Annotated in this window: 16 protein-coding genes; 8 read left to right on the top strand and 8 right to left on the bottom strand. The window is 37.4% G+C overall.

Features of this window, described 5'->3' with window-relative positions; genetic code table 11:
• Positions 1-144: 144 nt before the first annotated feature.
• On the bottom strand, positions 145-1,356 hold the full coding sequence (gene tnpB / locus CAL6303_RS14500) for an IS200/IS605 family element RNA-guided endonuclease TnpB (protein ID WP_015198555.1): 1,212 nt from the start codon (positions 1,354-1,356) through the stop codon (positions 145-147).
• A 462-nt stretch (positions 1,357-1,818) separates the two neighbouring features.
• On the opposite strand from tnpB, the gene CAL6303_RS14495 reads away from it, so the two are divergent.
• The 3 genes from CAL6303_RS14495 (at position 1,819) to CAL6303_RS14485 (ending at position 5,251) form a co-directional block, all read left to right on the top strand.
• Positions 1,819-2,094, top strand: coding sequence for a glutaredoxin family protein (locus CAL6303_RS14495; RefSeq protein WP_015198554.1), 276 nt, complete (start codon positions 1,819-1,821; stop codon positions 2,092-2,094).
• 126 nt (positions 2,095-2,220) lie between these two features.
• Entirely contained in the window at positions 2,221-3,708 is a 1,488-nt protein-coding gene (locus tag CAL6303_RS14490; protein WP_015198553.1) for a UDP-N-acetylmuramoyl-L-alanyl-D-glutamate--2,6-diaminopimelate ligase, read from the top strand.
• Between the two features lie 148 nt (positions 3,709-3,856).
• Positions 3,857-5,251 (top strand): DICT sensory domain-containing protein, encoded by a 1,395-nt coding sequence (locus CAL6303_RS14485; protein ID WP_015198552.1) that lies wholly within the window; start codon positions 3,857-3,859, stop codon positions 5,249-5,251.
• Between the two features lie 108 nt (positions 5,252-5,359).
• Here CAL6303_RS14485 and CAL6303_RS14480 read toward each other — a convergent pair whose 3' ends face one another.
• The gene (locus CAL6303_RS14480) at positions 5,360-5,554 is read right to left on the bottom strand and encodes a hypothetical protein (RefSeq protein ID WP_015198551.1); all 195 of its coding nucleotides are present in this window, start codon (positions 5,552-5,554) and stop codon (positions 5,360-5,362) included.
• 123 nt (positions 5,555-5,677) lie between these two features.
• Here CAL6303_RS14480 and CAL6303_RS14475 point away from each other — a divergent pair, with 123 nt between their 5' ends.
• Entirely contained in the window at positions 5,678-6,001 is a 324-nt protein-coding gene (locus CAL6303_RS14475) for a hypothetical protein (RefSeq protein WP_015198550.1), read from the top strand.
• 36 nt (positions 6,002-6,037) lie between these two features.
• Positions 6,038-7,036 (top strand): arsenosugar biosynthesis radical SAM (seleno)protein ArsS, encoded by a 999-nt coding sequence (gene arsS / locus CAL6303_RS14470; protein WP_015198549.1) that lies wholly within the window; start codon positions 6,038-6,040, stop codon positions 7,034-7,036.
• Between the two features lie 95 nt (positions 7,037-7,131).
• On the opposite strand, the gene CAL6303_RS14465 is transcribed toward arsS, so the two are convergent.
• Positions 7,132-7,896 carry a CHAT domain-containing protein gene (locus tag CAL6303_RS14465; protein WP_015198548.1) on the bottom strand — a complete coding sequence of 255 codons (765 nt, stop codon included), beginning with the start codon at positions 7,894-7,896 and terminating at the stop codon, positions 7,132-7,134.
• A gap of 411 nt (positions 7,897-8,307) precedes the next feature.
• A complete protein-coding gene (locus tag CAL6303_RS14460; RefSeq protein ID WP_015198547.1) occupies positions 8,308-9,312 on the bottom strand; it encodes a transaldolase in 1,005 nt (334 codons plus the stop codon).
• 694 nt (positions 9,313-10,006) lie between these two features.
• Here CAL6303_RS14460 and rpsO point away from each other — a divergent pair.
• The 3 genes from rpsO to aroF all read left to right on the top strand — a co-directional run bounded on the left by rpsO (position 10,007) and on the right by aroF (position 12,466).
• On the top strand, positions 10,007-10,276 hold the full coding sequence (gene rpsO / locus CAL6303_RS14455; protein ID WP_015198545.1) for a 30S ribosomal protein S15: 270 nt from the start codon (positions 10,007-10,009) through the stop codon (positions 10,274-10,276).
• A gap of 11 nt (positions 10,277-10,287) precedes the next feature.
• Positions 10,288-10,770 (top strand): PAM68 family protein, encoded by a 483-nt coding sequence (locus CAL6303_RS14450; protein WP_015198544.1) that lies wholly within the window; start codon positions 10,288-10,290, stop codon positions 10,768-10,770.
• A gap of 640 nt (positions 10,771-11,410) precedes the next feature.
• Entirely contained in the window at positions 11,411-12,466 is a 1,056-nt protein-coding gene (gene aroF, locus CAL6303_RS14445) for a 3-deoxy-7-phosphoheptulonate synthase (protein ID WP_015198543.1), read from the top strand.
• 92 nt (positions 12,467-12,558) lie between these two features.
• On the opposite strand, the gene CAL6303_RS14440 is transcribed toward aroF, so the two are convergent.
• The 4 genes from CAL6303_RS14440 to CAL6303_RS14425 form a co-directional block, all read right to left on the bottom strand.
• Positions 12,559-12,804 carry an HNH endonuclease gene (locus CAL6303_RS14440; RefSeq protein ID WP_015198542.1) on the bottom strand — a complete coding sequence of 82 codons (246 nt, stop codon included), beginning with the start codon at positions 12,802-12,804 and terminating at the stop codon, positions 12,559-12,561.
• Between the two features lie 63 nt (positions 12,805-12,867).
• Positions 12,868-13,323 (bottom strand): KGK domain-containing protein, encoded by a 456-nt coding sequence (locus CAL6303_RS28550; protein ID WP_015198541.1) that lies wholly within the window; start codon positions 13,321-13,323, stop codon positions 12,868-12,870.
• A gap of 104 nt (positions 13,324-13,427) precedes the next feature.
• Entirely contained in the window at positions 13,428-13,841 is a 414-nt protein-coding gene (locus CAL6303_RS14430; protein ID WP_015198540.1) for a KGK domain-containing protein, read from the bottom strand.
• Between the two features lie 284 nt (positions 13,842-14,125).
• Entirely contained in the window at positions 14,126-16,552 is a 2,427-nt protein-coding gene (locus CAL6303_RS14425) for a dynamin-like GTPase family protein (RefSeq protein ID WP_015198539.1), read from the bottom strand.
• Positions 16,553-16,792: the final 240 nt, after the last annotated feature.

Here is a 16,792-nt window from a genome sequence, read left to right as displayed (position 1 = left end):
TATAGTAACTGCTAATATTTTTTCTTGCTCACAAAAAAACTGTTCTTTACTACAACTATAAATACTCCTTATCTTGGCAAGATATTGTTGTGAATTTCTGACTAATTCTCAACCTCATCCTATTGAACCTCGCATGACTGGAAGTCACGCGATTCCTGCTTCAACGATCTCTGCCTGAAATAATTCAGGACTTACAAGTTCTCCACAGGCGTTTTTTATAACCTCCGGCGTACCGACGGCGGTTAGCAATCTCAAACCCTCACTTAATATATTAAGTGAGGCGTTTTTATCCCTTAAATTGTAACTATTGCAACTAGGACAAGACCATTCACGTAACTTTAAATCTTTAACTAATGGGTTGATCAAACCGCAGCAGTTACAAGTCTGAGATGAGGGATAAAACGTACCAACTTTCTGCACAACTCTGTCATGCCACAAAGCTTTATATTCCAACATGGTAACAAATTTAGACCAACTAGCATCTGAAATACTCAATGCTAGTTTGTGATTCTTTACCATGTTAACGACTCGTAAATCTTCAATACAGATAATACTGTTTTCCTTGATTAGGCGAGTTGACAACTTGTGCAGAAAGTCATCTCTCAAATTGGTAATCCGTTCGTAGATTCTAGCCAGCTTGATTTTCGCTTTGACTCTATTGCTACTACCTTTTGTACTACGGGATAACTTTTTATTTGCTTTGCGTAACTTCTTTAATTGAAGTCGATAATATTTAGGATTTTCTATAACTTCACCTTCGCTAGTAACCAGATAAGATTTAATCCCCAAGTCTAAACCAATATTTTGGGTGCCAATCGGATATTTTTCTATCTCAGTTTCACAGAGGATACTAGCAATATATTTACCAGAAGAAGTCCGAGTAACGGTAACGTTGACAAGCTTTCCAGTAATATCTTGTGATTTATAAAACTTTATCCATCCTAATTTGGGGAGTTTTAAACGATTCTCTATAATTTGAATGTTTCCATTGGTAAGATTCGTCTTGTAAGATTGCTTGCAACCGTACTTCTTTTTGAATTTGGGGAAGCCGACACCTTTCTTCTTTTTAGACTTTTTCAAGTCAGTGAAAAAGTTTTTGTACGCTGCCTCTAAATTTTTGAGCGAGTTTTGCAGAGCAAATTTATCTACTTCCTTTAACCATTCAATCTCTTTCTTGAGAAGAGTTAACTCTTGGCTACAAGTATTGTAATTTAAGGTTTTCTGCTCAGTCGCATATAACTCTTTCCTTAATGCCAGAAAACGGTTGTACACAAATCTAGCACAACCTATCGTCTTGTTAATTAAGACTTCTTGGTTGTGGCTAGGAATAAGTGCAATTTTAAACGCTTTCTGCATTTTGATTTTAAATAATTGCTTACGATAATTTTATCATAATATGCAATCATTTAAATATAGAAATATGGAGAGCCTAACTCATGACTTGAAGTCACGAGTGTGCGCCTTGCAGAAATCAAACAGGGAGTTTGTATAGTGATTTAACCAGGTTTAGGGGTTTAACAAAGTCTGGGGGTTTCATTCCCCTGTCTCTACATACAGCCTTCTTACAAACTTTAACGGAGGCACAGCCCCGTTAAGTTTGCGCTGTTTTGTGTAAAATCCCCGTCACAAAACCAACTTATTATTCATTACTCATTACTTATTTTTTAAATACCTTATTGCCTCAAGATGTAGCGGTTTTCCGGATGATTTCTCGCATCTCCAAATATTTCTTCACAGAAATTTAGATTTATTTTGCTCTTTATTGCCCTAATTAGCTACTGTAAAATCAGCCCTAAATGATGATTTCAAGGAAAATAAATGCGATTAATCTTGTATAGCAAACCAGGATGTCATCTTTGCGAAGGTTTACAGCAAAAATTAGAACAAATTACAACGATTCAATTTGAGTTAGAAATTCGTGACATTACAACCCAAGACAACTGGTTCGCAATGTATCAGTACGAAATCCCAGTTTTAATGGTGCAAAACTACGGTAACTCAGATGATACAACAACTAGAGAGCAATCGATACCTCGTCCATCTCCGCGTGCTACTGTTGCTCAACTAGAAAAATTACTACAAAAGTACCTTTAAGTATTTCTCTATCAAGAAAAATACTGCAAAATATCAGAATTATATTTTGGATTAGGGATTGAATATCAGAGTTAAAAGTTATACTCTTACACCAATCCCTAGTGTGCTTTGTGATGAGGTTGTGAAATGAAACTGCGAGAATTGCTTGCGGCTGTTGATGGTATTGTGGCATTACCCGAACATCCAGCCATGGATATGGAAATTGAAGGCTTAACAACAAACTCCCATGCCACCAATGTGGGAGAGTTATTTGTGGGTATGCCTGGTACAAGGGTTGATGGCGGAGAATTTTGGCAAAGTGCTTTAGCAGCAGGTGCTGTTGCGGCGATTATTTCCACAGCAGCAGCAGCAAAAGTTCCCCCCACTGCTGATGTTTGTGTCATCACCACTTCGGATATGACAAAAGCCTGTGCAAAAATATCGGCTGCATTTTACGGATATCCAGGACATGCGCTGAAATTAATCGGGGTTACGGGTACTAATGGCAAAACCACAACTACCCACTTGATTGAATTTTTGTTGGATAAGGCAAGCCTCAAAACTGCTTTAATGGGTACCCTGTATACCCGTTGGCAAGGGTTTAGTCAGACTGCTGTCCATACTACCCCCTTTGCAGTGGAGTTACAGCAACAACTTGCAGCAGCAGTGGATGCGGGAAATGAGTATGGGGTGATGGAAATTAGTTCCCATGCTTTGGCACAGGGAAGGGTTTTAGGTTGTAAATTTGAAGTTGGGGTATTTAGTAATCTCACCCAAGATCATTTGGACTACCACAAAGATATGGAAGATTACTTTAATGCCAAAGCTTTACTATTTAGTCCTAACTATCTTCAAGGTAGAGCAATTATTAATATAGATGATTCCTATGGTCAGCGGTTAATTCAGGCTTTAGGAGATGAAAAGGTTTGGAGTTATAGCGTTAATAATACTCAAGCTAATCTGTGGATGAGTGATTTAAATTACCAACAAAATGGAATAAGTGGGACTTTACATACTCCTAAAGGTAATGTTAAATTTCATTCACCTTTAGTTGGTCAATATAATCTGGAAAATTTGTTAGCGGCAGTAGGTGCAGTTTTACACTTTGATGTGGATTTGGATTTAGTTGCTGATGCTATTTCTGAATTTCCTGGTGTTCCTGGGAGAATGGAAAGGGTACAACTTAGTGAAAATCAAGACATTAGTGTGATTGTAGACTATGCCCATACCCCTGATAGTTTGGAAAACCTGTTAAAAGCATCACGCCCATTTATTCCCGGTAAGATCATTTGTGTATTTGGTTGTGGTGGTGATAGAGATAAAACCAAGCGTCCAAAAATGGGTAAAATTGCCGCAGAATTAGCTGACGTTGCTGTGGTGACATCTGATAACCCTCGCACCGAAGACGCAGAACAGATACTCAAGGATATTTTAGTGGGAATCCCCGAAAATACTAATCCTATTGTGATATGCGATCGCGCTCAAGCAATTCGTACCGCTATTTTGTCAGCTAAACCCGGAGATGGTATCCTACTTGCAGGTAAAGGTCACGAAGATTACCAAATTCTTGGTACTGAGAAAATCCACTTCGATGATCGAGAACATGCAAAAGATGCTTTAAAAGCCAGAGTTTGATGGTGCTCGGTAATTGGTAATTGGTAATATTGCTAAATTTTTGATTTGATTCCCGACTCGGCTATACTATTTACCCAGTTTCCAATTCCCGAAATGCAGCCAGTATTATTTATTGCTCTATACTTATTTTAAAATTCCCCTTTTGCTCATGAATGGATCTTTAGCGCGTGATTTATCGATATACCAGCAGATTGTTAGTGCGGGAACTACTTCTCAAGCACAAGCTTTTAGCCCAGCAACACTTTTATCGATGATGCGATCGCATATTGATATACTTATTGAGCGCAAAATTTCCGCAACATTATGGGTGAAGCTACCACCAGGAGATGTTTGGCAATCAGAACTTCAGCGCTATCAACAACAGGTGTACGATTGTGGTAAAATCTATAGCTTTCAGATTGGTGAAGGAATAAAAATTCAGACTGAAGACGAAATCAATTTGTCTCACCCCTGCCACTTTCCCATCTACTTCCCCCCTAAAAGTCGTCTTCGACGAGAATATTTTTTGCTGATTTTGTCACCACAATTTTCTAGTTTGATTGTGGCATATAGACCTTTACGTAGTCTGAAAAAAACTAATCCCAAAAAACCCAATAGCGGTAAAATTCCTGTCTTAGTTGCCATCAACACCTTTGAAGGGAAAATTATTAAACCAGTGGTAGATAATATCCAAGCTGCTTTTACCCAACTTGAAATATTCAAGTTGGTTCTACCGGAAACCCCAGAACCATCAATTATTAGCCAGTTACTACTGAGACAATTTTATAACCAAGAAAAAATCAATCGCCAAATCACAAATATTCGCCTAAATAAGCTGCGAAGGCAAAATCAAAAGATGTACCAATCTTTGCAGCTTAAGGATGATTACTTAAGTACTGTATGTCAAGAGTTACGAACACCTTTAACTCATATGAAAACAGCCCTATCATTACTCAATTCACCAGTACTGAAGATGCCGCAGCGACAACGGTATTTACAGATGCTGAGTACAGAATGCGATCGCCAAAATTCTCTAATCATGGGAATTACAGAACTAGTTGAACTAGAGCGCAGTTTAAAATCTCCCACCTTTGAAGCAGTGCAACTAGCAGATATTGTACCAGGGGTCGTTAGTACCTACCAACCCCTCGCCCAAGAAAGAGATATCATGCTGGCATACACTGTACCTCAAAGCCTTCCCAATGCCTGGTTTATAAGTGGTGGAGTTAAGCAAATAGTCATTAATCTCCTATCCAATAGTATTAAATTTACACCCAATGGAGGGGAAGTTTGGGTCAAAGCCAAACACCAAGGTGATTATATTCAAATGGAAATCCGTGATACAGGTATTGGCATTGCCGAAAGCGAAATTCCCAAAATCTTCAACTCATTTTACCATCTGCGTCCCGCAAACAGCGACGAATTAGCAGGGGTTGGCTTAGGGTTGACAATAGTGCAACAAATGCTACAGCGGTGTGGAGGTTCCATCAGTGTTAAGAGTAAACAGAACGAAGGAACAACCTTTACAGTCCAGTTAGCGATCGCAAAACAACATAGGAAATGATACCGTCAAAATAAGTATGTGACTGTTCTACTTATCTCATCTCTAGAGATTTCAAGTTAATCAAAAATCCACCGTAACCGCTACTAAACCCACGAAATCTTCCGACTCTTAATCATCTAGCAAACTCATCATCGCCTGAAAATTCGACTCATCTTGTAATTCTTCCAGTTGATGTTGCAAAACTTCAGCAACGAAAGTCATATTACTTTCCCGTGCAATTTTTAATTGAGTTTGTTTGATTTTTATTTGCTTCATGCTGATATCTTCAGCAACAGCTTTGGAATCTAAATCTTGAGCAATCATATTCCTACTCCCAGTATGGATAAATTCCAGAAGAATAAAATTGATTCTATGCCGAGTTTTCTCTACAATTAAGTGTAGAGGTTCAGTGACGATTATTAACACATACTTATATTAATTTTGGTAATGAATTTAAATCAAATCAATCCCAACTTGATAAATCTGGTTAAAGTGGTTTCCACAACCGTGATGTTTAGTGCAGTGGGATTAGAATTAGGAAACATTTACGCACTGACAAATAGCATCAGAGTTCCCAGCAACTTAGATATAGTATTTGTAGTGGAACGCATTGCAGTTACCAGTCATTTCATTGAAGCTATAATTGCTGGATTTTTTGCACCTGCGAAAAATAAACAACCAATTCAATATGCCGTATATACTTTCTTTACGGGAACCATTGGTTTATTAGAACTATTGCAAATTGATAAAGTTGAAGAAAAACCTAATTAAAAATAGTTGATACTCTGTTTTAATCAAGTCAAACTAATGCAAATTCAAATAAATAATTCACAGATTACTAGTTTCTCAGAAAAGCTAAAATCACCTTTATTAAAGCAGACTATTAGTGTTTTGCAAGTAAATCTTGGTAAGCGCTGTAATTTAGCTTGCAACCATTGTCATGTGGAAGCTAGTCCCAAACGTACTGAAGAGTTATCACCACAAATATGCCAGCAAATTATTGAATTAATTGCGAGATTTCCCCAAATTCAAATTATAGATTTAACTGGTGGTGCGCCAGAGATGAATTATGGATTTAACTTATTAGTGGAAGCTGCTAATAAATATCAGAAACAGGTGATTGTTCGTTCTAATTTGACAATATTTTTTGAACCAGGATTTGAATATTTACCTGAATATTTTGCTAAAAATAAAATTAGAGTAGTTGCTTCCCTACCCTGTTATTTAGCAGATAATGTGGATAAAATGCGAGGTATTGGAGTATTTAATAATTCTATTCGGGCATTACAATTACTGAATCAGCTTGGCTATGCTTCCGATGAAAATTTAATTTTAGATTTGGTTTATAATCCCCAACTACCAAAATCTGAGAATTTTGCACTCACACCTGAGCAAAATAAATTAGAAGCTGACTATAAACATTTTTTAAATACTAACTTTGGGATTAATTTTAATCACCTATTTACAATTACCAATATACCTATAGGTAGAACCAAATTGTATTTAGAACGGCAAAAATTACATACACCCTATTTAAAATTTTTGGAAAAAAACTTCAACCCCCAAACAACTGAACATTTGATGTGCCGCAACGAACTTTCTATTGATTATCTCGGCAACATCTACGATTGTGACTTTAACCAAATGATGGATTTACCTGCAAGAACCTCCGATGGTAAAACCTTAACGGTAGCCAAATTGTTAGAAATTGGGAATTTAGATTTAGTTTCCGAAGTACAAACAGCCAATTACTGTTACGGTTGTACAGCGGGTAGCGGTTCTAGTTGTGGTGGTGCTTTGGTTTAGGATTTTGCTGTTTCTGTTAACTAATTCATTAAGGCAGTTATGTTGGGTTACGTAAAGCCTCCACCCAACCTAACAATTGATGATATTTATTCTACTTATTCATCGTGTTTTGATTCAAATGCACTCATAAAACCCCGGTGATAAGCTTTTGACTTTTTCTGCTCATATTCCAATAATCTTATTTCTCTTTCATAACTTTGCGTATTTTTAAGCATTTGTAATTCTATAGCTTTTAGTTCTGCTTCGTATTTCAAATCTTCTTCTGTTGCAATTGGTATTTGAGACTTGATAATCAAATCTGGATTTGTCAACAAAATTGGGATATTATTTTCTGTTAAATCTGCTAACTCGATTGCATTACAACCCATTTCGTGTGCAAACTGATAAGATTTTCCTGCACCTACAGTAGTATAAAAGCCAATGGCAAATTCTATTGCGGCATCATCTCCAATAGATTCGCTCATACCTACAACGTAAGGAACATATTTACAGATTTCTTTTGCTTGTTCCTCTGAATAACAAGCATTAAGAACTACACATTCAAGTTGTTCTTGTTGTGCAAATAATTTGAATATCGTCGCAATTGCTTCCGAGGTTACAATCTGTTCTCGACTGTTATTATCTTCAAAGACTAAACCTCTTTCACCTGTTCCATGACCACAAAAATGAACTATATGAGGATTAAAGTCGAGCATAGCCAGTTGAATATCTCGAATACGGGTTGCTCCTGTAGAAAAAATAGGAGTTTTTCCATAGCCATTTAAACGAAGTCTTTCTTTGATCTCCCGTTCTTCTTCCTGTAAGCGCAAATTAGCAGTATTTTTGGGGTTAGCAGCTAGCAGCAAAATATTTTTCTTCATTTTTGATTGATTTTATTTAGTAATTTAGTAGATTTATTTTTTAGTGTGGGCAAAATGCAAGCTACCATGCCATTAAGCAAACACACCACAGATTAAGCCGTAAATTTTAGTCATAAAAACTTATGTGTCATTTTTTATAACACTATTGATGAAAGTGTGAAAGCGTATAGCATGTAAATTTAATTCTCTTATAAAAGATAATCTTCATGCTTAAAAGGTAAAAAAATATTAGTGTTTTCATCAGTATAAACAGCTTCCGTGCAGCTTCGCAATCTTCCATGAATCGAGTAAATGCTTTACAGAACGTAAGAATTTACCTAAAAAGTTAGAACCCCAACTTTTACAAAAAGTCAGGGTTCTAACGCTCCATCATTCTATTTCTAGAAGCTGGGATAATACTGTAATTAGATCTTACACACCAACAGCAGCTTTCTCTTCCAACTTCTTCAATCTTTCCGCTAGCAATTGTTCCAAAGTTTCCAAGGCTTTAGTAAAGCCTTTGATCCCTTCATCAAGCTTTTCTGATGCCATGCGATCGCTTGCGTGCATCTTATCATAGCTAGCCTTGTCAACTGCGATTTTCTCAATTGTCATCGCTGTTGCTTTCGCGGGATCGAGTTTACGGGGAAGTTCAGTTGTGCTTCCTTGCAACTCAGTTAGTAGCTGAGGAGAAATAGTTAACAAATCACAACCTGCTAATTCAGTAATTTCGCCGATGTTACGGAAACTTGCTCCCATAACTTCAGTCTTGTAGCCGAACTTCTTATAGTAGTTGTAAATCTTAGTTACAGAAAGAACACCAGGATCTTCAGCAGCAGGATAGCTATCGCGTCCAGTATCTTTCTTGTACCAGTCGAGGATGCGTCCGACAAAAGGAGAAATCAAAGTAATCCCTGCTTCCGCACATGCGATCGCTTGATGGATTCCGAAGAGTAAAGTTAGGTTACAGTGAATTCCTTCTTTCTCCAAAACCTCAGCAGCACGAATACCTTCCCAAGTGGAAGCAATTTTAATTAAAATTCGTTCTTTGGCAATGCCAGCAGCTTCATACTGAGCAATTAATTCATGAGCCTTCTTGATAGTTCCTTCAGTATCGTAGGATAACCGCGCATCAACTTCAGTGGAAACCCGTCCAGGAATAATTTCCAAAATCTTTAAACCGAAAGCAACCGCCAAACGATCAAAAGCTCTAGTCAGTATATCTTCTTGACTAGCACCTGCTCCCAAATCGCTCTTTGCCTTCAGCAGGGTTTGATCTACAATCTCCTGATACTCTGGCATTTGCGCGGCAGCAGTAATCAGGGAAGGATTGGTTGTAGCATCCTGGGGTTTGAATTGCGCTATCGCTTGAATGTCCCCTGTATCTGCAACTACAACGGTCATTTTCCGCAACTGTTCGAGTAAATTACTAGACATGAACTACCTCTGAGATTTTGTTTGTTCAGGACTTCTTACAAACTAGGACGGAAGCACAGCTACACGTCCTGTTTGCGCTTCTTACAAACTATTTGAGGGGCTTTTCCTCCCAAATGTTTGCGCTTCTTACAAACCAGGACGGAAGCACAGCTACACATCCTGTTTGCGCTTCTATAGTTTGGATTTAATGCAGCATTCGTTGGTTCTCACAGTCATGGGCAATTGTAAAAGAGCGATCGCTAATTAACAACAACACATCAATACTGGTACTTGGCTTGATAAGTCCTGTTTTATCCCCTACAGCCCTATTCTAGGCACGCCACTAGCAAAATGACTGTGTGTTTGTATGCAGTTTTGTTAAATCACCTTGCTATTTTGGCAATAGCTCAAACACCCTAAAATTGGGTAAAAATCCATATCTGAAAGTAGTTTCAAGGTTTTGAATTAGATCTAAACAAATTAATCTCTTAATATTTTCATTAGAAATGCCCTCGCCAAAGCGAGAATTATCCAATGATTCCAAACTCATTGTTGGGTTTAGTGTTTTTTCTCGACAGAATATAGGGATTTTAAGTTATGCGATCGCTACACACAAATAATCAAGCTCCAAAAAAACTCATATCCCCATACCCCCCATACAACCTGAGAGCTGTGGTAACATGGTAAGCTGCATATATTAATAGTTAACTCAATCATGGCTCTGAATCAACAACAAAAACAAGAAATTTTCGCCAAGTACCAAATTCACGAAACTGATACTGGATCGGCAGACGTTCAAGTAGCAATGCTGACAGAACGGATTTCACTTCTAAGCAAACACCTACAAGCAAACAAAAAAGACCACTCCTCTCGCCGTGGTTTACTTAAACTCATCGGTCAACGTAAAAGCCTTTTAGCTTATATTCAAAAAGGTAGCCGAGAACATTACCAAGGTTTAATTAGCCGCCTTGGAATTCGTGGATAACAGAACCGCTTATGTCTGCCGAATCAAATCCGAAAAATAATCTCCCGTTTGAACCCAAAACCAAACGCCAAAAGCCAGCAAAGGCAAACAACCAACCACCTGTAGTTAAACAGGGTTTGGCAAAGAAGGAGCAAAATCAGCAGCTTCCTTTCAGCAAAGAAGAAATGGCAATACCCAAAGTAGTCAGCCAGCGAATGATTCGACGTGTCGCTGCTTTTTGCGGTATTCCAACATTTCTCGGCATTACTACTCTAGTTGTCAGCTATCTGCTTGTCTCCTTTGCACATATCAAGCTACCTCCCATTGCTGTTTTACTGGTAAATATGGGCTTTTTTGGTTTGGGAGTGCTAGGAATTACTTACGGAACTCTATCAGCTTCTTGGGATGAAGATAGAACTGGAACTTGGTTGGGTTGGAATGAATTTACTACCAATTGGGGCAGAATGGTAAGTGAATGGCGAACAACAAAACAAAACAAGCAGAAGAAAGCATAAATTCGCTGTTTTAAGACCCTAATTTAGCTTTTGCCCCCGTTTTGTCAGAGAATGTTGAAGTTTAAGAAGTTTAATTTTTATAACTTCAACATTACCAATTTTTAATAATCTTTAACTTTTTTGTGTGTCTTGATATCGAGTTATGTAGAATTACATCCAGATTAGGAAAAGCTCTCGATCTAATGTGATAATTTTTTTACTGTAAACGTAATTTTATTTAGAATACACCTTTCTAACAATTATCTAAGGGCATAGCTTGATTCTCCGTTTCGGAGTACAGCAGTTCCCCCCACCGTAGCTTTGGGGCAAGGCATAATTAATTACTGGAGATGTCTAATCTCTTAATAATGAGGGTGTATATGGCAAAAACTAACTTTATTTTTTTGGGGAAACATCCTCCAAATAGTATCGAATCACAAACTGATATTAAATCAAGTTAAACAAAGTTATTTTCACTATTGCCAGAACAGTATGACGAGAAAATATTTTTTAAATAGCTTATACAAAGACTCAAAGCCTCGCTGCTTAATCTTTTAGACTATTTACATTAAATCATTTGTTCCTACATACTATTCATCGGTAGCCAGGTGAAACTAGCCTAATTTTTAACAGAAAAAACACTCAAACAGGAATTTTACCTATGATCGTGGTCATGAAAATCGGTACTCCAGAAGCGGAAATTAACCGCATCGATCAGGAGTTATCAGGTTGGGGACTTTCGCCAGAAAAAATTGTTGGTAGACATAAGGTTGTAATTGGTTTGGTTGGAGAAACGATTGATTTAGATCCCCGACAAATTCAAGATGTTAGTCCTTGGATTGAACAGGTTTTACGAGTCGAACAACCCTACAAGCGTGCCAGTCGTGAGTACCGTCAAGGAGACGCATCAGATGTTGTAATTCATACACCTGATGGAAATGTCACAATTGGTGAGCATCATCCTGTAGTGGTGGTAGCTGGACCTTGCTCAGTTGAGAATGAGCAAATGATTGTCGAAACAGCAAAACGCGTTAAGGCTGCTGGAGCAAAGTTTCTCCGGGGTGGTGCTTACAAACCTCGGACTTCTCCCTATGCTTTCCAAGGTCATGGGGAAAGTGCTTTGGAACTGTTGGCAACAGCAAGTCGTGAAAGTGGACTCGGTATTATTACTGAAGTAATGGACGCTGCCGATCTAGATAAAATCGTTGAAGTTGCTGACGTAATCCAAGTGGGTGCTAGGAACATGCAGAACTTCTCCTTACTCAAAAAAGTCGGCGCACAACCAAAACCTGTATTGTTAAAGCGGGGGATGGCTGCAACAATTGAAGATTGGTTAATGGCTGCTGAGTACATTTTGGCTGCGGGTAATCCCAATGTGATTTTGTGTGAACGGGGGATTCGTACCTTCGATCGTCAATTCACTCGCAACACCTTAGATGTATCAGTGGTTCCAGTATTGCGGAAACTCACCCACTTACCAATTATGATCGATCCTAGCCATGGAACAGGTTGGTCAGAATTTGTACCTTCCATGGCAATGGCTTCCATTGCAGCGGGAACCGATTCATTAATGATTGAAGTTCACCCCAACCCGAAAAAAGCCCTTTCAGATGGTCCCCAATCATTGACACCTGATGCTTTTGATGTGTTGATGCGGGAATTGAGCGTTGTTGGTAAAGCAATGAAGCGTTGGGAACAAGTTCCAGCGATTGTGTAAGTAAATTACTTGGTGTATTGAGATCCCCGACTTCTTAGAGAGTTCGGGGATCTATTTTAGGTATACATGATTTTCAAATATCTTTTCAAATACTAAGTCTCAAAATAACGGCGAAAACGTGGATCATTTTGATCACTTTTTTGTCGATTACAAGTAATGCAAAGCGTGTGTAAATTACTCATATCATTGGAACCACCGGAAGCAAGGGGAATGATATGGTCTATGCTTAATTTAGTTTCTGTGTCTGTTTTGCCACAACTTTGACATTGAAATTTATCGCGTTGAAAAACATATTTACGGACTTCTTTAGGAATAGGAATACGAGGGGTTTTTGGCATAATTGCTTTGAATGATATCGTTTTGAAGAATATTTTAAAATAGCTTTTTACAGATAAATCTATTTATGTAATTTCTTGTATTTGACGACGCAAATCATCAAGAGGTGATGCAGATTGACATATAGTTTCTGGTTCATCTGGTGAAAATTCTATACTCATACGAATTTCTGAACCTTCATAAACTGTATCGCCCTCTGGTAGAAATTCAATCACAAGTTTGGTTCTGATCTTTCCTTTTTCCCATTTATTAGATCCTAGTCGAAGGATTTCAGCTTTTTCACCTTCCAATGGAGAATTAAGATTAATACTAAGATTTAATTTACCAAAGGGAGTTAGGATTAAATTAAATAATCGTTCTGTTGTGGATTGATCGTTACTATCTTTCTCAAATAAATAATCAATTTGACACAAAAATTTGTTTTTCAATTTATTTTTAAAATCTTTATATTTCAACAACTCTTGGTCAAATGAGATCACATCATCATCGTGACATTCTAAGATTTTGAATTGATTTTCCATAGTATATTAATATTAATTTATTACTTAATAGGATTCAGTTAGAAAATGTTGGGTTAGGCTTCGCTTCACCCAACCTACAATCTAAGATTTAATAACTTCCAAGCTTAGTTATCAATCATCATCTGTCGTAAATCATCTAGGGGAGACTCTGGTGGAGTATGATTAAAATTAGTTTCATTGTTGATTGTTGTGTTGTCTTCCTCAATTACAAATTCAACACTTATTTTAATTTTCATTTTTCCCTTTTTCCAAGCACTCGCACCGACATTGAGAATTTCACAATCAATGCCTTCATTTAGCCATTGTTCACAAGCTGAGTGATAACCTTTGGGGTGAAGTTTCTCAAGATTAAGAATAATTCCTTTATTTTTTAATTCGTGATGAAATAGATTTCCAATGGATGTATTGCGTACTTGAACAAATGCTCGTTTTATTTTGGCTACTTTATAAGTGTAATCTCCTAAAAAAGAAATCACGTCGTTATCGTTGCATTCAATTTTCTGAAATGAGTTTTCCATTTATTTAACCTTAAATTTTCATATTTTTAAATTTAGGTAGGACTTCTGATCTGCTGATAATCATTTGTTGGTGCGTGACACTCTAAACATTAATTTGGTGTACGTGATGCCTTAAAGTGTCACACACCCTAATGTGCAAGTCATAATCATTTGTTGGTGCGTGACACTCTAAACCCTAATTTGGTGTACGTAATGCCTCAAAGTGTCACACACCCTACGGTGATTAATTTGCCATTAAATCTGAGAAAACACAGATAATTCTATAAAACTACCTGTGTTCATAACTAAACTTCAACTACAGTTTTTAGGAACTTATCCTCAACTGTCAATACATCAGAATCTGCAATTTCAGGTAATAAATGCTCATGTAAACTCATGCCACGTAAGCAGTTATTAATGTTATTAATAGCCGAATTGTAAGCAGCTATTTTCTGTTCTACCGTACCTAACAACTGCTGATTTTGGCTTATTTTATCTTCAGCTTCTTGCTGTAAAGTAGCTTCTAAATATGTTCGTGCATGGGCATATTGTTGTAATATTTCATCAGCTTGTTGATCTGCCATTGGTAATAACTGTGTTTTCAAAATTTGATTCACAGTTTGGCGAAAATTTTTGCGAATCGTTTCATTTACCTTTGGTTCAAAATCTAGCTTTAATAGTTGACGAATTGCGGGTTCTGCTTCCACCATACTTTCGCAGTCGTAACCTTGGGAGGTTTGGATTAATGTTTGGCGAAATTGATAGATAGAAAAGGTTCCTTCATCATAGAATCTGGGACTTTCTCTGACAAAGCGATCGCATTCTACCCGCGCATTGCTCACCAAGCCATCTAGCACGTCTTTTTCCAAAATTTTCAACTTTTGCTCAATGCTGCTATCATTACCTAGTAGGCGGTATAATTGGCGGTAAAAGTCGGCTTTGTGAATGCCATCCAGTAAACGCTGAAATAAACTGGCAACAATTTCTTCGCAAGATACTACTAAAATATCTTCCAGTTGATTGGCTAAATAGTAAAATGCCTCTACTAAAATTGCTAGCAATGGTGCTGTTGCATTTCGAGGATGACTCAATGTTGCTCGACGATAAGCATCCGCAACAGAGAAAGTGTTTAATAATTCATCTAAACGACGAATCATTTTTACTTGTAAGTGGCGAAAATCGGTTTCAAAAGCATCACAGTTATTGGTAATAATTTTATTAACTTCATCTGTGATATGCTGACTAAAATCCTTTCCTAGCTGCTGCAATTGTTGATTTAATCGTTGCAATTCTTGGGTTTTCATTGCCTCGATTTCTCGTGGCTGACTATCTAAATCTCGTTGTAGTTGTTGATAGTTTTTCTTTAGTAGAATACAAACGTCTTCCAAGTCATCTGCGAGGGTTTTAAATAATTGAGAACGTTTTTCCTCAGTTAGATAGCGGGTAATGGCAGTGTGAAAATCCTCAATTCCGCTATCTTGAATTAATTTTTGAATTAAAGGTTGTCCCTGTTCGGCTAAAATCCTGGTGTAGTTTTGATTGGGAGTTTCATAACTATTGACAGAAATCCGGAATTGATTTGGTGATAACTTTCCAGAATTGGCACAATAACGCAAAAATTCGTTAACAAATTGTGGTGTTTCTTCCACCCCATCCAAACCTTTGACACTTTCAGCAAATACTGAATCTAAACCAAATCTGTCTCTACCGCTGGTTTGTTTCAGTTGACTACCATAGAACCCTAGCAAACCACTGGTTTTATATACCCTGCTACTTTCCCGAAACTGACTACTAATCAAATCATCCAAACGTTGACGCAGTTGGGTGTTATACCAAGTTTCATCTATTCTATTGAATATATAGAATACGCGATCGCGTATTCCCCAATTCCCCCGCATCATCTCTAATAATTGGGTTTCTTCCTTTGTCATATCCCCCGCAGCTGCGGGTTTCAGTACGCATACCACCGCTGAAGTATCCGGGTTTTGAATTTTTTGATATGTTAATTGTGCATCCTTCTCTACGGGTGCATCGATACCAGGAGTATCGATAATAACGTTACCATCTTCTAAAAGTGGATGATAGCAGTAATATTCAATTCGCCGCAAAACTGCACTATTAATACCTCGACGTGCATAACTTGCCGCTTCTTTGAGGTTAGTAAAATTAAATTGCTCCATCGAGTAGGTAGCATTAGTTACCGTCTGAATATGTCCACGATTATTTACATATCCTTCCAACAGTAAAAGTAAGGCTTTTGCTTGTTTTGCTCGTACCGATTTACCTTCACCACCTTCCTTTTGAATAATAGTTTGGCAACCTTGGGTGAGTAAATCAATAATCTCTGTTTGATTAATATTTCCAACTGTATCAAATCCCAGTTCTTGACATAAAAATATAGCTTGTTCTCGAATTTCAACTTCACTTAAAAAAGTTAATACTACCCGTTCTTCCGCAAGTGGTGCATATTCAATTTTACACTCTGTTCCTGTGGCGTGTCCCTCTGCACTATATAGTAATTCTCGCTCCAAGAGGGCATTAATTAACATTGATTTTCCGGCACTAAATGCTCCCGCAAAAACAATTTCAAATTTGGGAGCAATTGCCTTACTTAAAGAAGTTTTGACTGCTGTAGTGTCATAGCTACGTAAATTAGATTCTTGCTGTAGAAGCTCTAAAATCGCCTCAACTTGCGATTGAAGATTTTCACACTGAGGTAGAATTTTAGTCATAAAAAATACCTGATAAGTATCAAGTAAATTTTATTCGATAAAACTTGATTTATACTTCAGTGTTTACACAGACATATTATTTATTAATCATGGGTATCTAGAGTGTCCAGAACCCCGACTTCTTTGAGAAGTCGGGGTTCTAAATGCTGGTATGTTTTCAAAAATTAAAAACTATATTTTTAGAAATTATATATTGATGGAAAATATTACATACATATGTAAGGAAAATTATATTTTTCG

It is taken from the genome of Calothrix sp. PCC 6303 (assembly GCF_000317435.1).
Classification (GTDB): Bacteria; Cyanobacteriota; Cyanobacteriia; order Cyanobacteriales; family Nostocaceae; genus PCC-6303.
The sequence above is the reverse complement of the archived record's forward strand: the minus strand, read 5'-3'. Positions and strand labels throughout refer to the sequence as shown.

Excerpts from the sequence above, each read along its gene's own strand:
- tnpB (WP_015198555.1), bottom strand. The coding sequence starts at position 1,356 with ATGCAGAAAGCGTTTAAAATTGCACTTATTCCTAGCCACAACCAAGAA.
- CAL6303_RS14495 (WP_015198554.1), top strand. The coding sequence starts at position 1,819 with ATGCGATTAATCTTGTATAGCAAACCAGGATGTCATCTTTGCGAAGGT.
- CAL6303_RS14490 (WP_015198553.1), top strand. The coding sequence starts at position 2,221 with ATGAAACTGCGAGAATTGCTTGCGGCTGTTGATGGTATTGTGGCATTA.
- CAL6303_RS14485 (WP_015198552.1), top strand. The coding sequence starts at position 3,857 with ATGAATGGATCTTTAGCGCGTGATTTATCGATATACCAGCAGATTGTT.
- CAL6303_RS14480 (WP_015198551.1), bottom strand. The coding sequence starts at position 5,554 with ATGATTGCTCAAGATTTAGATTCCAAAGCTGTTGCTGAAGATATCAGC.
- CAL6303_RS14475 (WP_015198550.1), top strand. The coding sequence starts at position 5,678 with ATGAATTTAAATCAAATCAATCCCAACTTGATAAATCTGGTTAAAGTG.
- arsS (WP_015198549.1), top strand. The coding sequence starts at position 6,038 with ATGCAAATTCAAATAAATAATTCACAGATTACTAGTTTCTCAGAAAAG.
- CAL6303_RS14465 (WP_015198548.1), bottom strand. The coding sequence starts at position 7,896 with ATGAAGAAAAATATTTTGCTGCTAGCTGCTAACCCCAAAAATACTGCT.
- CAL6303_RS14460 (WP_015198547.1), bottom strand. The coding sequence starts at position 9,312 with ATGTCTAGTAATTTACTCGAACAGTTGCGGAAAATGACCGTTGTAGTT.
- rpsO (WP_015198545.1), top strand. The coding sequence starts at position 10,007 with ATGGCTCTGAATCAACAACAAAAACAAGAAATTTTCGCCAAGTACCAA.
- CAL6303_RS14450 (WP_015198544.1), top strand. The coding sequence starts at position 10,288 with ATGTCTGCCGAATCAAATCCGAAAAATAATCTCCCGTTTGAACCCAAA.
- aroF (WP_015198543.1), top strand. The coding sequence starts at position 11,411 with ATGATCGTGGTCATGAAAATCGGTACTCCAGAAGCGGAAATTAACCGC.
- CAL6303_RS14440 (WP_015198542.1), bottom strand. The coding sequence starts at position 12,804 with ATGCCAAAAACCCCTCGTATTCCTATTCCTAAAGAAGTCCGTAAATAT.
- CAL6303_RS28550 (WP_015198541.1), bottom strand. The coding sequence starts at position 13,323 with ATGGAAAATCAATTCAAAATCTTAGAATGTCACGATGATGATGTGATC.
- CAL6303_RS14430 (WP_015198540.1), bottom strand. The coding sequence starts at position 13,841 with ATGGAAAACTCATTTCAGAAAATTGAATGCAACGATAACGACGTGATT.
- CAL6303_RS14425 (WP_015198539.1), bottom strand. The coding sequence starts at position 16,552 with ATGACTAAAATTCTACCTCAGTGTGAAAATCTTCAATCGCAAGTTGAG.